Below are 21,660 nucleotides of genomic sequence, written 5' to 3' on the forward strand. Positions count from 1 at the left end.
GATACGGGCGGTCAGAACCGCTCGGGCCGCAGCAGCGCGTAGGTGAGATAGATCAGGAGGCCGAGCGACACGGCGCCGGCGAGCGAATAGTCGACGATCATCGCGCGTCTCCTACAGCCGCTCGCAGGCATAGGTGTAGCCGATCGCCAAAGCGAAGAAGCCGGCGCCGAGCGCCAGCATCAAAAGGTCCATCATCATGTGCTCCTCTCGCGCGCGAGATGCGCGCAAAGCCGTGGAGCGGCCAGCGCGGAGATGGGCGGCATGGTCCGATCCACTCCGCCAGATGGCATCCGGATGCATAGGTTTTCGAGAGAGCGCTGCTCGGAAAGTTATAGGAATCTCATAAGAACGGCGGCGTTCCCTTCGGGAATCCCTGCCGAATGCCCCCGCCCGCCATAAGACCCAGCTCAGCAGCCGTCCCCTTTATGCCGCGCTTATTTCTTGCCGGCAGCCCCCCTCTCGCATTCCTACGGCGTTCGCCGCCAGATTGGCGCCAGGGCCCGGACGGGTCCTGCTCAATTCTGATGGAGCGACATCATGCCGGTCACCACAGCTCTCGATCTCGTCGAGCCGCAGCACGCGCAGGAAGCGGCCACGCTGCTCACCGATCTGCTCGGCACAACGGACGATGTCTCGCCGCTGTCGGCGCGCGGACGACGCCGGGTCCGGATCGACCAGATGTTGCGGGCCGACGCGCGGATCGACGCGGCGCTCGAGCTGATCGCGCTGCAATTGCCTGGCTGGTCGCTGCGCCGCCTCGCCTATGACAACGGCGAATGGCACTGCGCGTTGTCGCGGCGCCGTGAAATGCCCGACTGGCTCGATCACTGCGCCGAGGCGACGCACAGCGACCTGTCGCTGGCCATCCTCCACGCCGCAGTCGAGGCGAAGCGACGCGAGCCGAGCCCAGCCTCCGGCTCGGGACGCCGTGCCGCCGAGCCCGACCTCGACGCCCTGCTCTGCTGTGACAATTTCTGAGGCGGCGCGAGCCCAGCGATGATCCTCTCGGCTGACAAACCCGTGGAACGCTCCATGGCCCGTGTCCTGCTGCGCTTCGGCCTGCGAGCGACGATCCTCGCCGTGTTCGCAAGCTTCGGCAGCATCGGCTTCGCGCGCAGCCTCGCGGCGCTGCTGTGGATGACCGTCATCCTCTGCGCCGTGCTTGCCACCCTGCGGCGCGAGCGCGTCTTCACCGCCGGCCTGAACCATTGGGACGAGATGGTCGGCTATTTCGCGTTGTATTGCGCCGCAATGGCGCTGATCCAGCTCGCGGGATCCTAGAGCCCGATCCCTTTACGCGACGGCTATGACGCCGCCCGCACCGCCCCATCGATTTTCAATCCGGACACGCGATATCCGATCCAAGACAGCGAGGCCATTCCGCGCGGAAGGCCCGCGTCACACCAGAAGGACCACGTCCATGAAGCTCGTCGAACCTCCCTCGTGCCACAAGTCCGCGGCCGCCCTCGTGCTCATCGGCCGCAACAGCCATGGCCAATGGGTCGCGCAGGAGCAGAATGGTCTCTATGGCGGCCTGTTCGTCAGCCGCGCCGAGGCCATGAAATATGCGCTGTTCGAGAACGGCCATCATCCCGAAACGATCGTCGAGCTGTCGCGCACGATCGAGCTCGACACGACCCGCGGGCTTGCCTCGATCGGCCTGTCGTACGGCACCAGCAAGCGGCCCGACGCATGAACGACGCGCTCAAGGGCAGCGGGGAAGCTGCGCCGGGACGGCGAAGCTAATCGCTTATTCTGGCATGGGCAAAAAAACGGGGCGGCCGATCAGGCCGCCCCGCATGCAAGCTTCGCGATCGGTGGATCAGAAGATCTTTACCGCGCTTTCGAGCGTCTTCCAGACGCCCCAGGCCAGCGGCACGCCGACGAAGGCCCAGAACAGCGCCGAGCTCAGGTCGAGGCCGCCCTTGCCGATGCCGAACGAGCCGTGCTGGATCGCCGACTCGCTCTTGGCGAGCTCAGCCTGGTAGCGCGCCACTTCTTCGGGGCTCATGTTCCACTTGTGATCGACGGGCTTGATCATGAAGTTGCAGATCAGGCCGGCGAGCAGCATGGCGCAGAGGATGTACATCGTGGTGTTGTACAGCTGGTCGCGCGGCACGCCGGCGGCAAGCTGAAACTCGCGGATGTAGTTGACGACCACCGGACCGATGATGCCGGCGGTGGCCCAGGCCGTCAGCAGCCGGCCGTGGATGGCGCCCACGAACTGAGTGCCGAACAGGTCAGCGAGATAGGCCGGCACCGTCGCGAAGCCGCCGCCATACATCGAGAGGATGATGGCAAAGGCGCCCACGAAGAGCAGCTTCGAGCCCATCGCCGCGAAGGTCGGCGCCAGCGCGTAGAGCACGATGCCGATCAGGAAGAAGCAGTAATAGGTCGCCTTGCGGCCGATGTGGTCGGACAGCGAGGCCCAGAAGAAGCGGCCGCCGATGTTGAACAGCGACAGCAGGCCGGCAAAGCCGGCTGCGATGCCGGCGACGGTGGCCTTCTGCGTGGCGTCGAGCTGGTTGAAGCTGACGTCGGGCAGACCGATCAGCTTGCCGGCGAAGATCTCCTGCAGCATCGGCGAAGCCATGCCGATGACGCCGATGCCCGCCGACACGTTCAAGCACAGCACCCACCAGACCAGCCAGAACTGCGGGGTCTTGTGCGCGTTATCGAGATGCACGTGATGCTCGGAGATCATCGCCTTCTTCACCGCCGGCGGCGTCCAGCCCTCGGGCTGCCAGCCCACCGGAGCGACGCGATAGGCGAAGGCGCCGATCATCATGAACACGAAATAGATCACGCCCATCGTGACGAAGGTCTCCCAGACGCCGACCGAGGTCGGGGTCTTGAAGTAGTTCATCAGCAGGTTGGCCAGCGGAGCACCGATCATCGCGCCGCCGCCGAACCCCATGATGGCCATGCCGGTCGCCATGCCGCGACGGTCCGGGAACCATTTTACCAGGGTCGAGACCGGCGAGATGTAGCCGAGACCGAGGCCGATGCCGCCGATCACGCCGGCGCCGAGCCACATCATCCAGAGCTGGTGGACATAGATGCCGAGCGCTGCGATCAGCAGACCGCCGCCCCAGCAGCACGCCGCCACCGCGCCGGCCTTGCGCGGGCCCGCCCGCTCCAGCCAGCCGCCCCAGACCGCCGCAGAGCCGCCGAGCAGCACGAAGAACAGCGTGTACATCCAGCCGAGGCTCGCGACCTTCCAGTCGCAGCTGGTCGTGAACAGTTCCTGCAGCAGGGTCATGTCGGTGCAGACGGTGCTCTGCGTCACGCCGATCGCGCGCGACAGCGGTAGCCAGAACACCGAGAAGCCATAGGCCATGCCAATGCACAGATGAATGCACAGGGCCGCCGGTGGAACCAGCCAGCGGTTGAACCCCGCCTTTGCGACCGTGTGCTCACGGTCGAAGATGCCCGCTTGCGCGTTCGGGAGCGAGCCCGCGCTCTCAATGGTTGCCATGCATTCCTCCCCTACGGACTCCCGTCAAACGCAACGACGTCATGTTCTGTCCCCTTGATCAGAATCAATACGCTCACTCACCCTGCCGACCGTCGACCTACCAGACAATTTTCGCGATGCACAAACACCGAGATCGGTTCCATGCGCATGACACCCCCCACCGAGGCGTCAGGCGTCGTGTCATTCTCGTGCCGCGGTTCCACCTGGCCGATCCACAACGGGCATGGCCTGCCATCCGCAACCTCCGCGGAAGGCGCCTCAATTGGTGCAGAACCAAGGCAAATTGTCGATAGTAAAATGGTAATAACTGGTCAAACTTCGTGGATTGACCGCAATGCAGCGAACCTGTGTTGCTAACAAACACAGAATTTCACGTGCAACCGACGCCACCGCCACTCTCGGCTGTAGTTATCGGACGCTTGATTACTTCGAGATGGCGGACGCGTGTCGCGAAGGGAATCAACTAATGAGAAGACCGCTTGCGTTGGACCGACTTGATCCGCAGGTCACGTCGCTGACGCTCTCGAAATTGTGAACAGGGTGACAACCTCTCCTTGCCTCATCACCACGCCGCAAGCCTGGACTGAGAACGCGGCAGAGTTATGAGCGGGCCCTGGCGCAGATGCGACGATAGGAAGCGGCTCGAGCGCTTGACACCTGCCCGGCTGCTGCAGATGCACACGAACTACTTAGTCCAACAACTCCTGGCATGTCGTCGGGCGCGATCGTCCCAGCCGATCACTGCGTGCCAGACATCGTCTTCTCGATCAGGAACAGGATCCGGTGCTCGCTGCGTTCGACGATCTCCACCTGGTCGCCGGTCTCGCGAATCAGGTTGGGAATGTCGATCACGGCCAAGGGGTCGGTACAGCACACCTCAAGACGCTGGCCCGGCCGCAGCGACTGCAGCGCCTTCCGCGTCTTGAGTGCCGGCAGCGGGCACTTCAATCCCGTCAAATCCAGCCGTGTCATGCTCATGGGCGGACCTTGGCGAAGCGACGATCAGACGTCAACCCCGCGGCCTCCGACTTCGTGAAACCCAAGTTCCGGAGTGGAACTCAAATCGCTGTGCGGGTTCCACCTGTGCGAGAGTCGAGTTCCATCAACGCGGACCTAGGGATTGCGGCAGCCGAAGCACGTCGGCCATGGGCATGGCGTGAGCCCGGACGAGATCCGCGATCGCCGGGATGTCATCGAGATGTGCCCAAGGCAGCGCGGCCTCGACCGGAACGTCGCTGGCGATCGCAACGATGCCGGGGTCATCGGGAAACAGCAGCGGCTTGGCATTGTCGCTGCGGTGCACCTCGATCCGGCGATGCGGGCCGGCCTTGTAGCCTTCGATCACGACGAGGTCGACCGGCGACAACTTGCCCAGCAGATCCGCCAGCGACGGCTCGCCTGCCCCGCGCAATTCGTGCATCAGCGCCCAGCGTGTGCCCGAGGCGACCAGCACCTCCGCCGCGCCCGCCTCGCGATGGCGCCAGGAATCCTTGCCGGGCACGTCGACGTCGAACCGGTGATGGGCATGCTTGATCACCGACACGCGAAGTCCCTGAGCGTTCAAATGCGGGATGAGCCGCGTCAGCAGCGTGGTCTTGCCGGCGCCGCTCCAGCCGGCGAGGCCGATGACATTCATCGCAATCTCCAGGTCGCGCCGAGGCGGTCCGTGCGCCGCCAAGCCCTGAACCTTGAAGCAGCGCGTTCCCGGGCCGGGCTGTTCAGCCACCTCTATACGGGGCGGCCGGCGGTGTCATGCCGGTGATCAAGCCGCTCACCAGGGAGCGCCGTGGGACGGGGCGTGAGTGGATCGCGCCGATCGCCGCTGACGCGATACTCCCGAACGTGATAACGCACACAATGATGACATCCTCGACGACCACTGCGGTTCCGGGCCTGCTGCTCGCCGGCGGTCTCGCTCGCCGCATGGGCGGCGGCGACAAGCCGATGCGTGTGATCGCCGGCCGCACGCTGCTGGCGCATGTCATCACGCGGCTGGCGCCGCAATGCGAGCCGCTGGTCCTGAATGCCAATGGCGATCCCGCGCGGTTCGCAGCCTATGGCCTGACCGTCGTGCCCGATGATGTCCCGGGCTTTGCCGGGCCGCTGGCGGGCATCCTGGCCGGGCTCGACTGGGTAGCCTCGCACCGGCCCGCGGCGCAGCGGATGATCAGCGTGGCGGCCGACTGCCCCTTCCTGCCACGTGATCTGGTGGCGCGCCTGACCGCGGCCTGCATGGCCGAGGACACGGACCTGGCGCTGGCCGCCTCTGGCGGCCATACCCATCCCGTGATCGGCCTGTGGCCGGTTCGCCTGCGGGAGGATCTCCGCCACGCCCTGGTGAGCGAGGACATCCGCAAGGTCACCCGCTTCACCGCGCGCTACAAGGTCGCAACCGTGACATGGCCGGTCGTCCCGCGGGATCCGTTCTTCAACGCCAACACCGCCGAGGATCTCGCCGAGGCGGAACGTCTCGCGGCGATGGAGGATCGAGACGCGTGATCGACACGACAACATCAGTCCGCCGCGCCGTGCTGACCGTCGCCGCGCTCAATCTCGGCTATTTCGGCATCGAGTTCGCGGTGGCGGTGTCGATCGGCTCGGTCGCGCTGTTCGCCGACAGCGTCGATTTTCTCGAAGATGCCTCGGTCAATCTGCTGATCGCGCTGGCGCTGCGCTGGAGCCCGGCGCAACGGGCGCGGCTCGGCAAGGTGCTGGCGCTGATCCTGCTCGCGCCGGCCCTCGCCGGGCTTTGGACCGCGGGCGAGAAATTCGTCACGGCCGAGGTGCCGGCGCCGCTGCCGCTCACCATCACCGGCCTCGGCGCGCTGATCGTCAATCTCGGCTGCGCGCTGATCCTGGCGCGGGTCCGGCATCACCAGGGCAGCCTGACCAAGGCGGCCTTCCTGTCCGCGCGCAACGACGCCTTCGCCAACATCGCGATCATCGCGGCTGGTCTCGTCACCGCCTTCCTGTGGCGATCGATCTGGCCCGATCTGATCGTCGGCGTCGGCATTGCGCTGATGAATGCGGACGCCGCGCGCGAGGTGTGGGAGGCCGCGCATGACGAGCACAAGGCAGCCAAGGCTTGAATCCGTGAAGGCCTGAATCCGTGAAGGCTTGAAGGCTGGCGTGCCCCTCGGCGCGCCAAGGTGCTACCGCCCGGTGCTGCAGCGCACATGATCACTCCACCGCTGCGTGGCGTCACGCGATTGACGGCTGTCGCGGATTGATTGCAGATAGGCGGGAACGGCCGGCAGAGCCGTGACAAGCATCGGCATCAGGCCGAGGGTGGAGGACGGATTGCAACTCAGCTCGTTGAAGCTCGCATGCGCCGCGGCGGCGCTGCTGGTCACCACGGCCGCGCAGGCCGAGATCTCCGACAATGTCGTCAAGATCGGCGTGCTCAGCGACATGAACGGCCCGGCTTCGACCCCGACCGGACAAGGCTCGGTCACCGCCGCGCAGATGGCGGTGGACGATTTCGGCGGCAAGGTGCTGGACAAGCCGATCAGCGTGATCGTCGGCGACCATCAGCTCAAGCCCGATATCGGGGCTGCGATCGCGCGGCGCTGGTATGACACCGAGCAGGTCGATCTCATCGTCGACGTGCCGGTTTCGGCGGTCGGCCTCGCTGTGCAGACGATTGCGACCGAGAAGAAGAAGCTGTTCATTACTCAGTCGACGGGCGCCGCCGATTTCCACGGCAAGTTCTGCTCGCCCTACGCCATGCAATGGGTGTTCGACACCAAGGCCCTCGCGACCGGTACGGCCAAGGAGGTCGTCAAGCGCGGCGGCGACAGCTGGTTCTTCATCACCGACGACTACGCTTTCGGCCATTCGCTGGAGCGAGACGCCTCGAGCGTGGTCACCGCCAATGGCGCAAAGGTCGTCGGCGCCGTCAGGCCGCCCTTCGCGACGCCCGATCTCTCCTCCTTCATCCTGCAGGCGCAGGCCTCCAAGGCCAAGATCATCGGCATTGCCGCAGGCCCGCCCAACAACATGAACGAGATCAAGACGGCGGCCGAGTTCGGCCTGCTGAAGGGCGGCCAGCAGATGGCGGCGCTGCTCGCACTGATCACCGATATCCACTCGCTCGGCCTGCCGGCAGCGCAGGGACTGCTGCTCACGACGTCGTTCTACTGGGACATGGACGACAAGACGCGCGAATGGTCGAAGCGCTATTTCGCCAAGATGAACCGGATGCCGACGATGTGGCAGGCCGGCGTCTACTCCGCCGTCACGCATTATCTCAACGCGGTCAAGGCCGCGGGCAGCGACGATCCGCTCGCGGTCGCGGCGAAGATGCGCGAGACGCCGGTCGAGGACTTCTTCGCCCGCAACGGCAAGCTCCGCGCCGACAACCTGATGGTGCACGACCTCGTGCTGGCCCAGGTCAAGTCGCCGGAGGAGAGCAAGTATCCGTGGGACTACTATAAGATCCTCGCGACCATCAAAGGCGAGGACGCCTTCGGCCCGCCCGATCCGGCCTGTCCGCTGATCAAGAAGTAGTGCCTCACCGAAGTCAGGCGGCCTAGTCGAGCCGGGCCGCCTGACGTGGCCTGCGCGACAAGAAACAGATGGGGGAAGCGAACATGAGACTGGCGCGTGCACTGCTGTTCGGACTGCTGGTGGCGGCGGGCCTTGCCGTCACGCCGGCGATGGCCGCCTATCCTGACCGTCCGATCCGCTGGCTGGTCGGCTTCGCGCCCGGCGGCCCCGTCGACATCGTCGCCCGCATCATGGCGCAATGGCTCTCCGAGCGTCTCGGCCAGCAGGTCGTGGTCGAGAACCGCACCGGCTCCGGCGGCAACATCGCCGCCGCGGCGATGATCAACTCGGCGCCCGACGGCTACACCCTGCTGTTCGTCGCGCCGAACAACGCGATCAGCACCTCGCTCTACAAGAAGCTGCCCTACGACTTCATCCGCGACACCGTGCCGGTCGCAAGCATCATGCAGCTCACCAACATGCTGGTGGTCAGCAACGACCTGCCGGCGAAGACGGTGAAGGAGTTCATCGACTACTGCCAGGCCAATCCCGGCAAGATCGCGTTCGCCTCCTCCGGCAACGGCACCTCGGTGCACATGGCCGCCGAGCTGTTCAAGGCGATGACCAAATGCGACATGCTGCACGTGCCCTATCGCGGCTCGGCGCTGGCCTTTCCCGACATCATCTCCAACAAGGTGCAGCTGATCTTCGACAACCTGCCGACCGCGCTGGAGCAGTCCCGCGGCGGCAGCGTCCGCGCGCTCGGCGTGACCTCGCCGCAGCGCTGGCCGACGGTGCCCGAGGTGCCGCCGATCGCCGAGACCGTGCCGGGCTACGAATCGGTCGGCTTCTACGGCATCTCGGCGCCGAAGGGCACGCCGCCCGAGATCGTCGAGCTGCTCAACAAGGCGGTCGGCGAGGCGCTGAAGGATCCCAAGCTGGTGGCCCGGCTGACCGAGACCGGCGGCATTCCGCGCGCGATGACGCCGGCGGAATTCGGCAAGCTCGTCGCCGACGAGACCGAGAAATGGCGCAAGGTGGTCGAATTCGCCGGGGTTTCGGTGGATTAGCGCGGCGGCCCGACGCCCCGCCCCGGTTCGGCCGCGGGCGCCGAGGATGGCGCTGCAAATCGATCCGGCGACGGCATTGCCGCAGAGCCGCAAGGGCTGTAAACGAAGCCCGCACCGTCGCCGGCCTTTGCCGGGCGCCGCGGGTCCTCCCGCCCCTCGCCCCCAGCAAAGCCCTCCGCGCCGCGGGGCCTGTAGCTCAATGGTTAGAGCCGGCCGCTCATAACGGTCTGGTTGCAGGTTCGAGTCCTGCCGGGCCCACCATAATCCTTGGATGCAGATGCCAGAAGGCCTCCTTGTCAAGGGTCGCGCAATCGGAGAGTACAGGGGCGAAAAGGATAGGCTGGCGAAGGTCGAAGGGCCGACATTTCGCGACTCTTGGCCTTTCCCGATAAGGCAGCGACGCTTACAAAATCGGCAACATCGTTGGATGGCATGACGATGCCGGGCCGCAATCGATCGAATAGCCGACGCTCTTGTAACCCCTGCCCCGCTTCTCGCTCATGCGTTTGAGGACTGGCACGGCTTCATCGACGTAGTCGTAGACGATAACCTCGCGCTTGGCATCGTATGATCGATGCAGACGCCCGACATATTGTGCGAGCGTTCCCTTCCATGAGATCGGCATCGCAAGAAAGAGCGTATCGAGCCGAGCATCATCGAAGCCCTCGCCGATGTATCGCCCGGTGGCGATCAGCACCCGCTCGTCGGTCGCAGGAATATCGCCGAGCCTTTGCGTTGCGCCTCTTCTTTGCTTTGCTCCTACCCCACCGGTCAAGACAATGACATTGCGCGCGAAACGAGACAGCCTCTCGGCCAGGAGCAACGCGTGGTCCCTGCGCTCGGTCAAGATGACCGGCGACCGCTTATGCTCCAGCGCCTGTAAGACATCGTCAAAGATCATAGCGTTGCGAGCCTCGTCAGCGGCAAGCGCCGCGTAGACCTGCTGAATCGGCGGACGATCGTACTGGAGCTCAGGTGGAAGCACGAAGAATGTTCTGCGCCGCACGACGCGAGACCGAAGGGACGTCGAGCGGCTTGAGATTTTGCATCTACACGGAAACGTACGGGACCACATTGCATGAAGATGATCGTGTGATGACCGTCTTTGCGGGTGACGACCGCCTCGAAGCTGACGGCCGAAAGATGATGGCATTCATCGACAATCAGTTGGCCATATCCAGCAACCAGATCATCCACCACGCCCCCGCGGGCAAGGCTTTGGATCATCGCGATGTCAATGATGCCAGTCGGTTTGCGCGCTCCTCCACCGACCTGGCCGATACTGTGCTGCGGCAAATCGAGGAAGCTTTGCAGACGTGTGGCCCATTGCTCCATGAGCTGACGGCGATGCACGAGGATGAGCGTGGAGGCCTTGCGTTCGGCAATCATCGCCGCCGCCACGACCGTCTTCCCGAATCCCGTAGTCGCTGCCAGCACGCCGGTTTCGTGCGCCAGCAGGGCTGTGACTGCTGTCTTCTGCTCCTTGGTCAGCGTCCCAAGAAAGCGCGCCTGGATGTCGGCTCCCGCGTTTCGTTTATCCTGCCAGCGCAGATCGACGTTCAGGCCGCTCGCCAACTCCGCAAGACCCTCACGGCACCCGCGTGGCAGGGCCATGTGATGCGAAAGCAGTTCGGCGCATGCAATAATGCGCGGAAGGCCAAATGTCGAAAGCCGCATGGCTTGTGCGCTGTAGAACGCCGGGTTCTGAAAAGCGGCCAGCCGAATGAGCCGATTGACGAGGCTGGCGGGAAGCCCTTCACGCTGCATATAGATCTGGTCTGCCAGCACGACATCGATGCGGTCAGGCATGGGTCCGGTAATCGAGATCTCCGGTTTCCGCCGGGAGGGCGGCACGGCCCAAGGCGCATCGTCCTCCTCATCCAGAGGCAAATGCAGTCCCGTCACTCGTCCCTGTCTTCCGGCCTCTTCCGCAACCGCTGTTGCCTCTGTAAGCGTCATACGCCTGACCGTCGCAAGGAAAGCCCATTGATCGGAATAAGGCTCGAAGGTCGTCTCGTCGAGAAAAAGGCTGTTCCCAGTCGAGCGCGGATCATGTTGCAAGGGAAGCGCGATGAGATTGCCGAAACCGCCTGCCGGCATACTATCCTGACTGGGGAAGAACCGGTCATAGGACGAAAAGCCGATGTCTGGATTGCGCTCCATGGTCTCCGTGATGAGATGCGCGCCGAGCCGACGCGCGATCGCGGCCGTAACCGGCTCCGCGAAGAAAATCCACACGTGAGCCCCTTGCCCTGAACGGGAACGCTCGAGCGCCGCCGGAATGCCGCGCGCCGAGCATGCTTGCAGGAAAGCGGCGGAATCATTCGTCCAAGTCGCCTTGTCAAAATCGACTGCCAGAAACCAGCAAGTTTCATCCGTCAGGAGAGGATAGACACCAATCGTATGGTGTCCACGGAGGTGTCCACCGATCACATCATCGGTGACGGGAAGGAAGGCATGATGCGGACAGTCACCGCACTTTGCTTTCGGCTTGCCGCAGATTCGCGGCATCCACTCATTGGCACAGGCCGGGGCATAGCCTGCCTTGCCAGTCTTCGCGTTCTCCCAACGCTTCGGGAACACATCATGTCGGCCTCGAAATAGCGAACGAAACAGAGCTATCTTGGTGGCGGGGCTCGAGGCATTTGTCACCGAGACGCCGCCGGCAAGATGCGGGCTGCGATGAGCTTCCGGAGCGGAGATCAGCCTCTTGAGATTGGCTTGTAGTTCTGCCTTTTCGGATTCGAGCCGTGCCAACCGCTCGCGGAGGGCCGCGATTTCGCGATCGCGTTCTGTTGTCCCAAGAAGGTTGGGCTGGTCTCGGGTCACGGCTCTTCCCTCGGTTACCATTCTATAGCTCATTGCCGAGGTCCGCGCCTTCAGCAGAACATTTCAGATATTGCAGTTAATTGAGGGACGTCATATATTGGGACCCGGCAAGGATCCGACCATGACCACCCATGTGCTGCAATTCGTCGAGCTCTCCGACCAGGACCGCAAGGCGGCCAAGACCTTCGAGAAGCTTGGCAAGGGCGATCAGGTCGAAGTCCGGGTCCGTCGCCGGTCGGGCGAGGATCAAGTCATCAGGCTGCCACCGAATGCAGCGTCGCTGCTGGAGACGGCGCTCGGCCATCTGCTCCAGGGAGAGCGCGTCGCTGTCCTCGCCGAGGATCAGGAGCTCAGTCCGAACGATGCGGCGGACATTCTGGGAATTTCCAGGCCACTGGTCGTCCATCGCATGGACGTCGGTGACCTGCCGTTCCGGTATGTCGGCAAGCACCGCCGTGCCAAGCTAAGGGACGTGTTGGTGCTGAAGTCGCAGATCGACGCCCAGCGAGCAGCGATGGAAGCGCTTGCCGAAGACGCCGCGGGTCTTGGGAAGCGCAGAGGCAGCTCCACGGAAACTATTGCGGCCGATCCCGCAACAAAAAACAAACCGACGCGTCGCACGACGACATCGGATCCTCCCGCGCGCTCCTCCAATCGGGCCACAAAGCGTCAGAGCATCGATCAACTTGTTCTGGGCACGATCAACGCTCCCTACCGTCGAACCATGGAAGCTGTCGATCTTGTTGATCGCCTCACCTCGAGAGACTGGCAAAACTGGATCGCCCATGTTGTGACGTTCTTTACAGAAGTACGACCTGCACTCGTTCTGGAGTTCGCCCGGCTTCACGCTATTCCCATTCGAGACCTCGCGGCCTCATATCGATCGATGAAGTCGGCCACAGGCGAAAGCAACCCGGCATTGGAGCGCGCGCTTGAGCGGCTGGCGTAGACTTCTTGGGCGAACACTCGACGGGCTCCAGGACCTCAAGCAGCAGGGCCTGCCGGCTCCAGAATGGGTGCTGGGCGGCGGCACCGCCCTCATGCTTCATGCGAACCACCGGCTGAGCCGGGACATCGACGCGTTCATCGACGACCCGCAGTATCTTGCCTTGCTATCGCCTGAGATCACGGACGTGTGGAACTGCGCTGATTGGGACAAGGCCGCCCACTATCTCAAACTCAAATATCCAGAGGGCGAGATCGACTTTATCGTCAGCGGCGCCCTCTCGGATCTTGAGCCAGTCGAGAAAGAGATCGACCTGACGTCGATTCGGACGGGCTGGAAGTCAACGATCATGGTTGAGCCGCCAACGGAGATCGCGCTCAAGAAGATGTACCATCGGGCGACGATGCTGAAGCCTCGCGACATCTTCGACATCACAGTCATCAAAAAGATCGACAGCGTCTCCCTCACCAAAAACTTGAATGCAGTTGCTTCGAAAAAGAACGACCTCCTTCGTCGCGTCAATAGTATCCGCGTCGACTACCTCAAAGCAGACCTCGCAGAGCTCGACATCCAACCTGGATGGGAGCACGAACAAGAAACATGCCTCGAAACCGTTCGCGAACTCGTGGAGCAGATTTCAAAAGCCGGCTAGCTGCACGATACGAGAACAAAGGCTTGAATTGGCTTCTGCATCCGCACCAGTTTCGCACCAGAAACGATCGCATCAAAACACAACGGATGCGATCGAAATCAAACGAAAACCCAGCGACATCAACGAACCCGACCGATATCCCCACGCTCATAACGGTCTGGTTGCAGGTTCGAGTCCTGCCGGGCCCACCAGCGATTTGATGGCCAAAGCGCTACCGATCCTTCATCGTCAGGCTGCGGGGGCGACGAGCTCAGCCTGGCGGGCGCGGGCCTTGTTCACCGCCGAGTTCAACGCCGGCCAGGGCCTCGCTCAGCTTCGCGAGCGCGGTGTGATCCTGACCCGGACCGAGCAGTCCTTGCGCGCTGGCGCTGAGCTCGCGGCAGAGATTCGAAAAGGGGGCGGCGACGCCGGCCGCGCGGGCGACATCGAGCGCGATCGACAGGTCCTTGAGCATCAGGTCGAGACCGAAGCCGCTGTTGAACCGGCGTGACAGCACGAACTGCTTGAACTTCTTCTGCGTCGAATTGTTCATGCCGGTGGAGGCATTCAGCACGTCGGTCATCAGGCCGGGATCGATGCCGAACTGCTGGCCGATCAGCAACGCCTCGATGCCGATCAGGAAGCCGCCGGCCGAGACGAGGTTGTTGAGCGCCTTCATCGCCTGTCCCGAGCCGAGGCCGCCGATGCGATGGATCGTGGTGCCCATCGCGCGCAGCATCGGCTCGACACGGTCGAGCGCCGCGGCGTCGCCGCCGGCCATGATCGCGAGCTCACCGGTTTTCGCCCGCGGCACGCCACCGCTGACGGGCGCATCGAGCATCACCACGCCGAGCGGGGCGAGATCGGCCGCGATCGCCTGGGTCGCCGCCGGCGCGCCGGAGCTCATGTCGACGAGGATGTGACCTTGCTTCAGGCCGGGGCGCAACGCGCTCACGGCATCGGCGACGTGCTTGCTGGTCGGCAGCATCGTGATGACGACATCCGCCTGCGCCGCAGCCGCGGCGAGATCGGAAGCCTCGGTGCCGCCAACCTGGCGGACGAAATCCGCGGCGCGGCCGGCGACCGCGTCATTGACCGCCACGGCCCAGCCGGCCTCGAGCAGCCGCGCCGACATCGGCCAGCCCATGTTGCCGATGCCCACGAACAGGACGCTTCGCGGCGCGCTCATGCGCCGCCCTTCTTGGCAATCGCGCCCTCCGCGACCAGCACCTCATGCGCCGCCTTGAACGCTTCGAGACCTGCGGGAATGCCGCAATACACGGTCGCATGCAGCAGGATTTCCTTGATCTCCTCGACCGTCACACCGTTGGTGAGCGCGCCCTTGACGTGCAGCTTCAGCTCGCTCGGCTTGCTCAGCGCCGTCAGCATCGCGAGATTGACGATGCTGCGGGTGCGGCGGTCGAGACCCGGGCGGGTCCAGGCATACCCCCAGCACATCTCGGTCGTGATGTGCTGGAAGGCCATCATGAAATCGTCCGCCTTGGCGAGACTGCCATCGACATAGGCCTCGCCGAGCACCTCGCGACGCACCTTCAGGCCCTTCTCGAACAGCTCTTTCTCGTCGCTCATCCGCACGTCTCCTCTATTGCAAAACTTGTTGTCTCGACGACCGTTGGCAAAGGCTTGGCGCGTCCATCATGTAAGCCCGGCTGTCATTATCGGCGCAAGCGGACGATCCACGACGCCGTGACACCTCAGTTCAATCTCGTCCGCCGCGGAGTAGTGGATGCTCCGCCTTCGCGGAGCATGACAGCAGCTGCGACGGCGAAAGCTCGTCCCAGAAGCAACCGTCGGACTCAGGAAGGTCTATCTAGCCGTGCTTGACAATCAGGGTCTTCATCGCCCCGAACTCGTAGAGCGCCTCGAATCCCTTCTCGCGGCCGTGGCCCGACTTCTTCATGCCGCCGAACGGCAGCTCGATGCCGCCGCCGGCGCCATAGCCGTTGACGAACATCTGACCGACCTTGACCTTGCGCGCGACGCGCATCGCGCGCGAACCGTCGCCCGACCATACGCCGGCGACCAGACCGAAATCGGTGCCGTTAGCGAGCCTGATCGCATCGGCCTCGTCGTCGAACGGCATCGCCGCCAGCACCGGGCCGAACACCTCCTCGCGTGCCAGCTCGGAGTTGCGGTCGACGTGCTGATACAGCGCCGGCGCGACGTAGAAGCCCTCGCTCGGCACGCCATCGGCGATCCGCCCCGAGGCGACGCGCGTGGCGCCGCCACTTTCGGCGCGCGCGAGCATGCCCTCGATGCGCTTCTTCTGGACCGCGCTGATGACCGGGCCGAGATCGAGATCCATCTCCGGCGTGCCGGCGGTGACCTTCTCGAAGCGCAGCTTGAGCTCGGACAGGAAGCGGTCCCACATCGACCGTTCGACCAGGACGCGCGAGCCGGCCGAGCAGGTCTGGCCGGCATTCTGCACGATCGCGGCCGCGACCGATGTCAGCGCGGCATCGAGATCGGCGTCGGCGAACACGATCTGCGGCGACTTGCCGCCGAGCTCGAGCGTGCAGCCGATGTGGTTTCTCGCGGCCGCGGTCTGCACCAGCGTGCCGACCTCGGGGCTGCCGGTGAAGGAGATGAAGTCGATGCCGTCATGCGCCGACAAGGCAGCCCCCGCTTCCTCGCCGAGGCCCGGCACGACGTTGACGGCGCCGGCCGGGAAGCCGGCTTCGGCAGCGAGCTCGGCGAGCCGCAGCGGCACCAGGCAGGCCTCCTCGGCCGGCTTGATCACGGTCGCATTGCCCATCGCGAGCGCCGGCGCCACGGTGCGGCCGAACATCTGGCCCGGATAGTTCCAGGGAATGATATGGCCGGTGACGCCGAGCGGCTCGTAGACCGTAGTGACGAAGAAGCCGTCGAGGAAGGGGATGGTGTCGCCATGCACCTTGTCGGCGGCGCCGCCGTAATATTCGAAGTAGCGCGCGACCGCGACGACGTCGGCCTTCGCCTGCTTCATCGGCTTGCCGGTGTCGGCGGCCTCGAGCTTGGCCAGCGCCTCGGCATTGTCCTCGACCAGGCGGCCGAGCCTGGACAGCAGCCGCCCACGCTCCACGGCCGTGAGGCGGCCCCACGGGCCTTCGAGCGCGCGGCGCGCGGCCGCGACCGCCAGATCGACGTCGGCCTTGTCGCCGGCGGCGATGGAGGCGATCACCTGTCCGGTCGCCGGCGCCAGCATCGCGATGGTGCGGCCGGATTGCGCGGGCTGCCACTTGTTGTCGATGAAGACACCTTTGGCGGCAGGCAGTTTGACATTGGCGTTCATGGCGGCTCTCCGACTTCTTATGATCCTTGGATGCGCTCCGCGGCGTCACGCCGGTGACGGGCAGCGCGGGCCACATGCTAGTTCAAATAGACCTTCTGCAGCTCTTCCTCGGTCATCTCGGATGGCGGCGCATGCATCACGATCCGGCCCCGCGACAGCACATAGGCGTCGGAGGCGATCTTGAGCAGCCGCGGCACGGTCTGCTCCGCGACGACGATCGTCATCTTCAGCTCGCGATGCATGCGCTCGATCGCGTCGAACACGCTCTGCACCATCACCGGCGACAGGCCGAGACTTGGCTCGTCTAGCATCAGAAGCCTGGGATTGCACATGATCGCCATGCCGATCACCAGCATTTGCAGCTGACCTCCGGACAGCAGTCCCGCTTTCCGGTCCATCATCTCGCGCAGGAACGGGAAATAGCTCTGGACGAGCTCCAGCCGCTCGGACGCGCCCTTCGAATGCGCAAAGGACGCGGCTTGCAGGTTTTCCGCTACGGTCAGCTGCCGGAAGCACTGCCGGCCATCCTGGACGAGTGCGATGCCGCGCCGCGAGATGTCGGCCGGATGTCGGCGGAGCAGCGAGACGTCCTCGAACAGGATGTCGCCGGCGACGATGTCGCCGCGATCGAACGGCAGCATGCCGGCGACGGCCTTCAGCAGCGTGGTCTTCCCGGCGCCGTTGGCCCCGAGCAGCGCCACGATCTGGCCCGCACCGCAGCTAACGTCGACCTCGTCGAGCGCCACGATCGCGCCGTCATAATTCGCGGAAAGCTGCTTCAGCGCGAGCATGATCCTCTCCGCTCAGCGGGCGTCGATCCAGTCGCCGACCGGCACATATTTGCCGCCCTTGATCTCGGCCATGCGCGCCTGGGTCGAGCCCTGGTGGTTGGCATAGCTCGCGGGCGGCACGATGCCGCCGGTGTCGACGTCCTTCAGGCCCTCCATCTCGTTGCGCACGCTCTGGCGGAACGCCGAGATGTCCTCCGGCACCTTGCCGCCGTTCTTGGCGATCGCAGCCTCGATCGCTTTGGCCATGACGAGCCCCTCGAACCAGCCTTTCATGTAGTAGACGTCGCGCTTCTGGATCTCGTTGCCCTTGGCCTCGAACGCCTTGATATCGGCCATGGCCGGAATGTCGCTGCCGAAATCCGAATAGACCTGGATGGCGCGGAAGCCTTCGGCATTGTTGCCGAGCTGCTCGGGGATCGCCGGCGAGATGTTGTAGATGTTGCCGACGAACTTCTTCGCCGAAAGCCCGACCTTGGCGGCGTCGCGCAGCACGACGAGGAGCTGCGGGGTCGACGCCTGGACGTAGACCATGTCGGGGTTCTTGGCCTTGACGCGCAGCATCTGCGCGGTCAAGTCCTGGGCATCATAGGGAAATTCGATCGTGTCCTGCAGCGTCAGGCCGTTGCCCTCGATCACCTTGGACTGCCGCACGACGTTGACCGGTCCGCGGCCGTATTCGTTGTCAGGGTGCATGATCACGAGATTCTTGCCGCCGCTCTTGGCGAGATCGCGCAGCGCGATGATCATCTGCTGCTCGTAGGTCGGACCGGCCATGAAGATGTAGGGCAGCTTCTGCGGGTCGAGCACCTCGCTCGCGTAGCTCTGGGTCATGAACGGCACCTTGTCCTGCGTGATCTGGTCGCGCAGCGCCTTGACCGATCCGGTCGACCAGCCGTTGACGTACACCGCCTGCTCCTGGTCGACGCAGCGGCGGTAGATCTTCAGCTCCTCGTCGAGCTTGTAGCGGCCGTCGAGCAGCAGCAGTTTCACCTTGTTGCCGGCGATGCCGCCCTTGGTCTGGTTGAGGAACTCGAAATAGTCGCGCGGGCCATAGCTCATGCCGTTCACGAGTGCGTCCGGCCCGGTGATCGTGCCCCAGATGCAGACGGTGATGTCGGCCGCGCGGGCCGCGCCCGCCGATGTGAGCAGGCCGGCCGCGAGCGCGGCCGCGATGAGCTTCTTCATTCCAGTCCTCCCTGTGTTGATTTGATCTTCTGTAACTGCAGGCCCTGCTTGTCGCGGTCGACCTGGCCTGCCTTCCGCAGCCAGCGTGGGGACATCAGCCGCGCGCCGATCGCCGACAGTCCGCGCCCCTCGAAGATGAGGAAGACGATGATGAGCAGGCCGAACGCCATCTCGCGCAGCGCGGACAAGAGGTCGGAGATATGGACGATCTCGCCAAGGCGCTGGATCGCCTCGGGCAGCAGTGTGATGAAGCCGGCCCCGAGCACCGCACCCGACATCGAGCCGAGACCGCCGACGATGATCATCGCGACATAGTCGACCGACATGCTCATGCCGAAGGATTCGGGATGCGCGAGCCGCGCGGTGAAGCCGATCAGGCCGCCGGCGACGCCGGCGAAGAAGCCGCTGATCATGAAAGCCAGCATCTTGGTCCGGGCGACGTTGATGCCCATGCCCTTGGCGACCACCTCGTTCTCGCGGACCACCAGGAACGCGCGGCCGAGATCGGTGCGGCGCAGCCATTGCATCACGAGGAAGGTGACGAGCAGCAGCACGATCGCCACGATCGCATAACCCTGGTCTGTCTGGATCGGCTGGCCGAGCACGGTCATCGGCCTGATCAGCAGGCCCGAGACGCCATGGGTGATCGGCTCGGCGAATTTGAACAGATATTCGAGAATGAACTGTGCAGCGAGGGTAGCGATCGCGAAATAGAGACCGCGCAGCCGCAGTGCCGGCAATCCGATCAGCATCGCGGTCACGACAGCGGCAAGGCCCGCCACGGGGAGCGCCAGCACATCCCAGCCGGCATTGCCGGCCAGCCCCGCCGTGTAGGCGCCGACGCCGAGCAGGCCAGCCTGGGCGAAGTTGATCTGGCCGCAGAAGCCGGTCAGCAGATTGAGCGACAGCGCGCCGATTGCGGCGATCGCAACCGCATGCATCAGGTAGGCGCCGAAGCGGCCGAGCAGCAGCGTGCCCAGGATCGCGAGAACCGCGAGAATGACGGCGGCGATCACGCTCCGCGACATGTCAGAGCCTTTCCGTGCCACGCTGGCCGAAAATGCCTTCGGGCCGCACCAGCAGAACGACAACGAGCAGCGCATAGGGCACGACCTGCTGCAGGGCGCCGGCGGAGTAGATCGAGGTGTGGGTGCGCAGGAACTGCTCGGCGACCGGCGTCAGCAAACCGTCGGTCAGCGCCTGCAGCACGCCCAGCAGGAGGCCGGCGACCAGCGCTCCGGTCAGGCTCGTCAGCCCGCCGAGCACGATGACGGGAAAGGCGACCAGGCCGATGTCGGACAGTCCGAGCGACAGGCCGTTGAGAGAGGCCAGCAGCGCGCCGCCGATGCCGGCGAGTGCCGCCGACATCGACCATGCCAGCGAGATCTGGTTGCTGGTGTGGATGCCGATCGCCAGCGCCGCCCGCGGATTGTCGGCCGTGCAGCGCTGCATCAGGCCGATCGGCGTCAGCTGGTAAAACGCCAGGAAGCCGACGCTGAGGCAGATCGAGAGCACGAACGCCGCGAGATAATTATAGGTGATGAAGATGCCGAAGACATCGAGCGCGCCGTCCGGGAACAAGCGCGGAAACGCAAGCTGATCCGGTCCCCAGACGGCCAGGCACACCGCCTTGACAAGGATCAGCATGCCGAGCGTCACCGTCATCACGGCGACCAGCGGCGCCTTCATCATGGGGCGCAGCACGAGCCGCTCCGAGGCGACACCGCAGCCCGCCATCAGGATCATCGCGCCGAGGAGCGCGACGTAAGGCGGCAGCCCGAGCTTCACCAGGCCATAGGTCAGGTAGGCCCCGAGCATCACGAAGGCGCCCTGCGCGAAGTTGACGACGCCGGAGCATTTGTAGATCAGCACGATGCCGAGCGCGATGAGCGCGTAGACGCTGCCGGTCGCGATGCCCGCGACCATGAGCTGCAGGGTGAACATCAGCATCACGGCTCTCCCAGATAGACGCGACGGACCGACGGATCGGACTGCACTTGCGCGGGCGATCCCTCGAAGATCCGCGCCCCGGCGGCCATCACGACGATGCGGTCGCAGGTCGCGTTGACCACGTCCATCTTGTGCTCGACCATCACGACCGCGCAGCCGACGCGGTCGCGAACCTCGCGAATGACGCCCGCCATCATCGCGCCCTCCTGGGCGGTGAGGCCGGCCACCGGCTCATCGAGCAGCAGGATCTGCGGCTGCGCGGCGAGCGCTCGCGCGAGATCGACGGCCTTGCGCATGCCGTAAGACAGGCTCTGGATCGGCTGGTGCGCGACCTCGGCGAGCCGCAGCGGCTGCAGAATGGTGCGGATCAGCTCGGCATCGCGCGCCCGCTCGCTGCGCAGCATGTCGCGCAGCTGCCGCATGGGATCACCATGCCGCACCGCCTGGCCGAGCTTGACGACGTCGAGCACCGTCAGATCGTGCAGCGAGGCCACGTTCTGGAACGTCCGCACCACGCCGCGGCGGATCAGTTCATGCGGCTGGCGCCCGAGCAGGTCGACCTCCTTCCAGGTGGCCTTGCCGCTCTGCGGCACATAGGCCCCCGACAGGCAGTTGATGAAGGTGGTCTTGCCGGCTCCGTTCGGGCCGATCAATCCGACGATCTCATGCGGCTCGACGTCGAGCGACATGCTGTCGACCGCCAGAACGCCCCCGAAACGGATGGACACATCTCTCGCGCGGAGAGCCATGGCCTCGACCCTTCCTCCCGTGACGCCGGCCTCCCTTGTCGGCCGGGAAGCTCTGTAAGCGTCGAACTGCGTCAACACACCCGGACAACGCGACGTCGTCAAGCGCGAGTTGCTGGACGCTTCGTTTTCCGCGCCGCGACAAGTGTCTCTTTCATGCGACGGAATACATGCGTCGCCATGCGACGACGCGCCGGAGCGCAATTGTCGCGCGCTCGACGGCAGCCTTCTCGAACAACGAAGAGGGACTCTCC

23 protein-coding genes and 1 tRNA gene are annotated in these 21,660 nt (G+C 64.6%); 10 read left to right on the forward strand and 14 right to left on the reverse strand.

Annotated features, from left to right (window positions below):
• Positions 1-11 precede the first annotated feature (11 nt).
• The gene (locus tag BRADO_RS27140) at positions 12-101 is read right to left on the reverse strand and encodes a K(+)-transporting ATPase subunit F (RefSeq protein WP_006614032.1); all 90 of its coding nucleotides are present in this window, start codon (positions 99-101) and stop codon (positions 12-14) included.
• Positions 102-537: 436 nt separating this feature from the next.
• Here BRADO_RS27140 and BRADO_RS27145 point away from each other — a divergent pair, with 436 nt between their 5' ends.
• The 3 genes from BRADO_RS27145 to BRADO_RS27155 all read left to right on the forward strand — a co-directional run bounded on the left by BRADO_RS27145 (position 538) and on the right by BRADO_RS27155 (position 1,696).
• The gene (locus BRADO_RS27145; protein WP_012029399.1) at positions 538-978 is read left to right on the forward strand and encodes a hypothetical protein; all 441 of its coding nucleotides are present in this window, start codon (positions 538-540) and stop codon (positions 976-978) included.
• 54 nt (positions 979-1,032) lie between these two features.
• Positions 1,033-1,281 carry a hypothetical protein gene (locus BRADO_RS27150; protein WP_012029400.1) on the forward strand — a complete coding sequence of 83 codons (249 nt, stop codon included), beginning with the start codon at positions 1,033-1,035 and terminating at the stop codon, positions 1,279-1,281.
• 139 nt (positions 1,282-1,420) lie between these two features.
• On the forward strand, positions 1,421-1,696 hold the full coding sequence (locus BRADO_RS27155; protein ID WP_041756997.1) for a hypothetical protein: 276 nt from the start codon (positions 1,421-1,423) through the stop codon (positions 1,694-1,696).
• Positions 1,697-1,822: 126 nt separating this feature from the next.
• On the opposite strand, the gene BRADO_RS27160 is transcribed toward BRADO_RS27155, so the two are convergent.
• The 3 genes from BRADO_RS27160 to mobB form a co-directional block, all read right to left on the reverse strand.
• A complete protein-coding gene (locus BRADO_RS27160) occupies positions 1,823-3,478 on the reverse strand; it encodes an OFA family MFS transporter (protein ID WP_012029402.1) in 1,656 nt (551 codons plus the stop codon).
• A gap of 738 nt (positions 3,479-4,216) precedes the next feature.
• Positions 4,217-4,456 carry a sulfurtransferase TusA family protein gene (locus BRADO_RS27165; protein ID WP_041756999.1) on the reverse strand — a complete coding sequence of 80 codons (240 nt, stop codon included), beginning with the start codon at positions 4,454-4,456 and terminating at the stop codon, positions 4,217-4,219.
• A gap of 124 nt (positions 4,457-4,580) precedes the next feature.
• Positions 4,581-5,114: a molybdopterin-guanine dinucleotide biosynthesis protein B gene (gene mobB / locus BRADO_RS27170; RefSeq protein ID WP_012029404.1), complete on the reverse strand. Its 534-nt coding sequence runs from the start codon at positions 5,112-5,114 to the stop codon at positions 4,581-4,583.
• Positions 5,115-5,338: 224 nt separating this feature from the next.
• Here mobB and mobA point away from each other — a divergent pair, with 224 nt between their 5' ends.
• From mobA to BRADO_RS27195, 5 genes are all read left to right on the forward strand, one after another.
• Positions 5,339-5,977 (forward strand): molybdenum cofactor guanylyltransferase MobA, encoded by a 639-nt coding sequence (mobA, locus tag BRADO_RS27175; RefSeq protein WP_012029405.1) that lies wholly within the window; start codon positions 5,339-5,341, stop codon positions 5,975-5,977.
• On the forward strand, positions 5,977-6,567 hold the full coding sequence (locus BRADO_RS27180) for a cation transporter (protein ID WP_041757750.1): 591 nt from the start codon (positions 5,977-5,979) through the stop codon (positions 6,565-6,567). The genes mobA and BRADO_RS27180 overlap by 1 nt, the downstream gene beginning before the upstream one ends.
• Positions 6,568-6,778: 211 nt before the next feature.
• Positions 6,779-7,987, forward strand: a complete 1,209-nt coding sequence (locus tag BRADO_RS27185; RefSeq protein ID WP_041757751.1) for an ABC transporter substrate-binding protein — start codon at positions 6,779-6,781, stop codon at positions 7,985-7,987.
• A gap of 83 nt (positions 7,988-8,070) precedes the next feature.
• On the forward strand, positions 8,071-9,036 hold the full coding sequence (locus BRADO_RS27190) for a tripartite tricarboxylate transporter substrate binding protein (RefSeq protein WP_041757001.1): 966 nt from the start codon (positions 8,071-8,073) through the stop codon (positions 9,034-9,036).
• 185 nt (positions 9,037-9,221) lie between these two features.
• Positions 9,222-9,297 (forward strand) — tRNA-Ile (locus tag BRADO_RS27195).
• 142 nt (positions 9,298-9,439) lie between these two features.
• Here BRADO_RS27195 and BRADO_RS35835 read toward each other — a convergent pair.
• Both BRADO_RS35835 and BRADO_RS27200 read right to left on the reverse strand, forming a co-directional pair.
• Positions 9,440-9,937: a DEAD/DEAH box helicase gene (locus BRADO_RS35835; protein ID WP_012029409.1), complete on the reverse strand. Its 498-nt coding sequence runs from the start codon at positions 9,935-9,937 to the stop codon at positions 9,440-9,442.
• Positions 9,934-11,865 (reverse strand): DEAD/DEAH box helicase family protein, encoded by a 1,932-nt coding sequence (locus BRADO_RS27200; protein ID WP_244422896.1) that lies wholly within the window; start codon positions 11,863-11,865, stop codon positions 9,934-9,936. The genes BRADO_RS35835 and BRADO_RS27200 overlap by 4 nt, the downstream gene beginning before the upstream one ends.
• A gap of 121 nt (positions 11,866-11,986) precedes the next feature.
• On the opposite strand from BRADO_RS27200, the gene BRADO_RS36025 reads away from it, so the two are divergent.
• Together BRADO_RS36025 and BRADO_RS27210 are read left to right on the forward strand one after the other, a co-directional pair.
• Positions 11,987-12,814, forward strand: coding sequence for a hypothetical protein (locus BRADO_RS36025; RefSeq protein WP_063822884.1), 828 nt, complete (start codon positions 11,987-11,989; stop codon positions 12,812-12,814).
• Positions 12,798-13,463, forward strand: coding sequence for a nucleotidyl transferase AbiEii/AbiGii toxin family protein (locus BRADO_RS27210; RefSeq protein WP_012029412.1), 666 nt, complete (start codon positions 12,798-12,800; stop codon positions 13,461-13,463). The genes BRADO_RS36025 and BRADO_RS27210 overlap by 17 nt, the downstream gene beginning before the upstream one ends.
• Positions 13,464-13,713: 250 nt before the next feature.
• Here BRADO_RS27210 and BRADO_RS27215 read toward each other — a convergent pair whose 3' ends face one another.
• From BRADO_RS27215 to BRADO_RS27250, 8 genes are all read right to left on the reverse strand, one after another.
• Complete coding sequence (locus BRADO_RS27215; protein ID WP_012029413.1) at positions 13,714-14,631, reverse strand: NAD(P)-dependent oxidoreductase; 918 nt, start codon at positions 14,629-14,631, stop codon at positions 13,714-13,716.
• The gene (locus BRADO_RS27220; protein ID WP_012029414.1) at positions 14,628-15,032 is read right to left on the reverse strand and encodes a carboxymuconolactone decarboxylase family protein; all 405 of its coding nucleotides are present in this window, start codon (positions 15,030-15,032) and stop codon (positions 14,628-14,630) included. Before BRADO_RS27220 ends, BRADO_RS27215 begins: the two co-directional genes overlap by 4 nt.
• A gap of 241 nt (positions 15,033-15,273) precedes the next feature.
• Positions 15,274-16,734 (reverse strand): aldehyde dehydrogenase family protein, encoded by a 1,461-nt coding sequence (locus BRADO_RS27225; protein ID WP_012029415.1) that lies wholly within the window; start codon positions 16,732-16,734, stop codon positions 15,274-15,276.
• Positions 16,735-16,811: 77 nt separating this feature from the next.
• Positions 16,812-17,525: an ABC transporter ATP-binding protein gene (locus BRADO_RS27230; RefSeq protein WP_012029416.1), complete on the reverse strand. Its 714-nt coding sequence runs from the start codon at positions 17,523-17,525 to the stop codon at positions 16,812-16,814.
• Between the two features lie 12 nt (positions 17,526-17,537).
• A complete protein-coding gene (locus BRADO_RS27235; RefSeq protein ID WP_012029417.1) occupies positions 17,538-18,710 on the reverse strand; it encodes an ABC transporter substrate-binding protein in 1,173 nt (390 codons plus the stop codon).
• Positions 18,707-19,738, reverse strand: a complete 1,032-nt coding sequence (locus BRADO_RS27240) for a branched-chain amino acid ABC transporter permease (RefSeq protein WP_012029418.1) — start codon at positions 19,736-19,738, stop codon at positions 18,707-18,709. The genes BRADO_RS27235 and BRADO_RS27240 overlap by 4 nt, the downstream gene beginning before the upstream one ends.
• Position 19,739: 1 nt before the next feature.
• The gene (locus BRADO_RS27245) at positions 19,740-20,660 is read right to left on the reverse strand and encodes a branched-chain amino acid ABC transporter permease (RefSeq protein WP_041757003.1); all 921 of its coding nucleotides are present in this window, start codon (positions 20,658-20,660) and stop codon (positions 19,740-19,742) included.
• Positions 20,660-21,388, reverse strand: coding sequence for an ABC transporter ATP-binding protein (locus BRADO_RS27250; protein ID WP_012029420.1), 729 nt, complete (start codon positions 21,386-21,388; stop codon positions 20,660-20,662). The genes BRADO_RS27245 and BRADO_RS27250 overlap by 1 nt, the downstream gene beginning before the upstream one ends.
• Between the last annotated feature and the right edge of the window lie 272 nt (positions 21,389-21,660).

Origin of the sequence: Bradyrhizobium sp. ORS 278 (genome assembly GCF_000026145.1) — a bacterium.
Lineage (GTDB): Bacteria > Pseudomonadota > Alphaproteobacteria > Rhizobiales > Xanthobacteraceae > Bradyrhizobium.

Coding starts and splice junctions, on each gene's coding strand:
- BRADO_RS27140 (WP_006614032.1), bottom strand. CDS start 101: ATGATCGTCGACTATTCGCTCGCCGGCGCCGTGTCGCTCGGCCTCCTG.
- BRADO_RS27145 (WP_012029399.1), top strand. CDS start 538: ATGCCGGTCACCACAGCTCTCGATCTCGTCGAGCCGCAGCACGCGCAG.
- BRADO_RS27150 (WP_012029400.1), top strand. CDS start 1,033: ATGGCCCGTGTCCTGCTGCGCTTCGGCCTGCGAGCGACGATCCTCGCC.
- BRADO_RS27155 (WP_041756997.1), top strand. CDS start 1,421: ATGAAGCTCGTCGAACCTCCCTCGTGCCACAAGTCCGCGGCCGCCCTC.
- BRADO_RS27160 (WP_012029402.1), bottom strand. CDS start 3,478: ATGGCAACCATTGAGAGCGCGGGCTCGCTCCCGAACGCGCAAGCGGGC.
- BRADO_RS27165 (WP_041756999.1), bottom strand. CDS start 4,456: ATGAGCATGACACGGCTGGATTTGACGGGATTGAAGTGCCCGCTGCCG.
- mobB (WP_012029404.1), bottom strand. CDS start 5,114: ATGAATGTCATCGGCCTCGCCGGCTGGAGCGGCGCCGGCAAGACCACG.
- mobA (WP_012029405.1), top strand. CDS start 5,339: ATGACATCCTCGACGACCACTGCGGTTCCGGGCCTGCTGCTCGCCGGC.
- BRADO_RS27190 (WP_041757001.1), top strand. CDS start 8,071: ATGAGACTGGCGCGTGCACTGCTGTTCGGACTGCTGGTGGCGGCGGGC.
- BRADO_RS35835 (WP_012029409.1), bottom strand. CDS start 9,937: ATGATCTTTGACGATGTCTTACAGGCGCTGGAGCATAAGCGGTCGCCG.
- BRADO_RS36025 (WP_063822884.1), top strand. CDS start 11,987: ATGACCACCCATGTGCTGCAATTCGTCGAGCTCTCCGACCAGGACCGC.
- BRADO_RS27215 (WP_012029413.1), bottom strand. CDS start 14,631: ATGAGCGCGCCGCGAAGCGTCCTGTTCGTGGGCATCGGCAACATGGGC.
- BRADO_RS27220 (WP_012029414.1), bottom strand. CDS start 15,032: ATGAGCGACGAGAAAGAGCTGTTCGAGAAGGGCCTGAAGGTGCGTCGC.
- BRADO_RS27225 (WP_012029415.1), bottom strand. CDS start 16,734: ATGAACGCCAATGTCAAACTGCCTGCCGCCAAAGGTGTCTTCATCGAC.
- BRADO_RS27230 (WP_012029416.1), bottom strand. CDS start 17,525: ATGCTCGCGCTGAAGCAGCTTTCCGCGAATTATGACGGCGCGATCGTG.
- BRADO_RS27235 (WP_012029417.1), bottom strand. CDS start 18,710: ATGAAGAAGCTCATCGCGGCCGCGCTCGCGGCCGGCCTGCTCACATCG.
- BRADO_RS27240 (WP_012029418.1), bottom strand. CDS start 19,738: ATGTCGCGGAGCGTGATCGCCGCCGTCATTCTCGCGGTTCTCGCGATC.
- BRADO_RS27245 (WP_041757003.1), bottom strand. CDS start 20,660: ATGCTGATGTTCACCCTGCAGCTCATGGTCGCGGGCATCGCGACCGGC.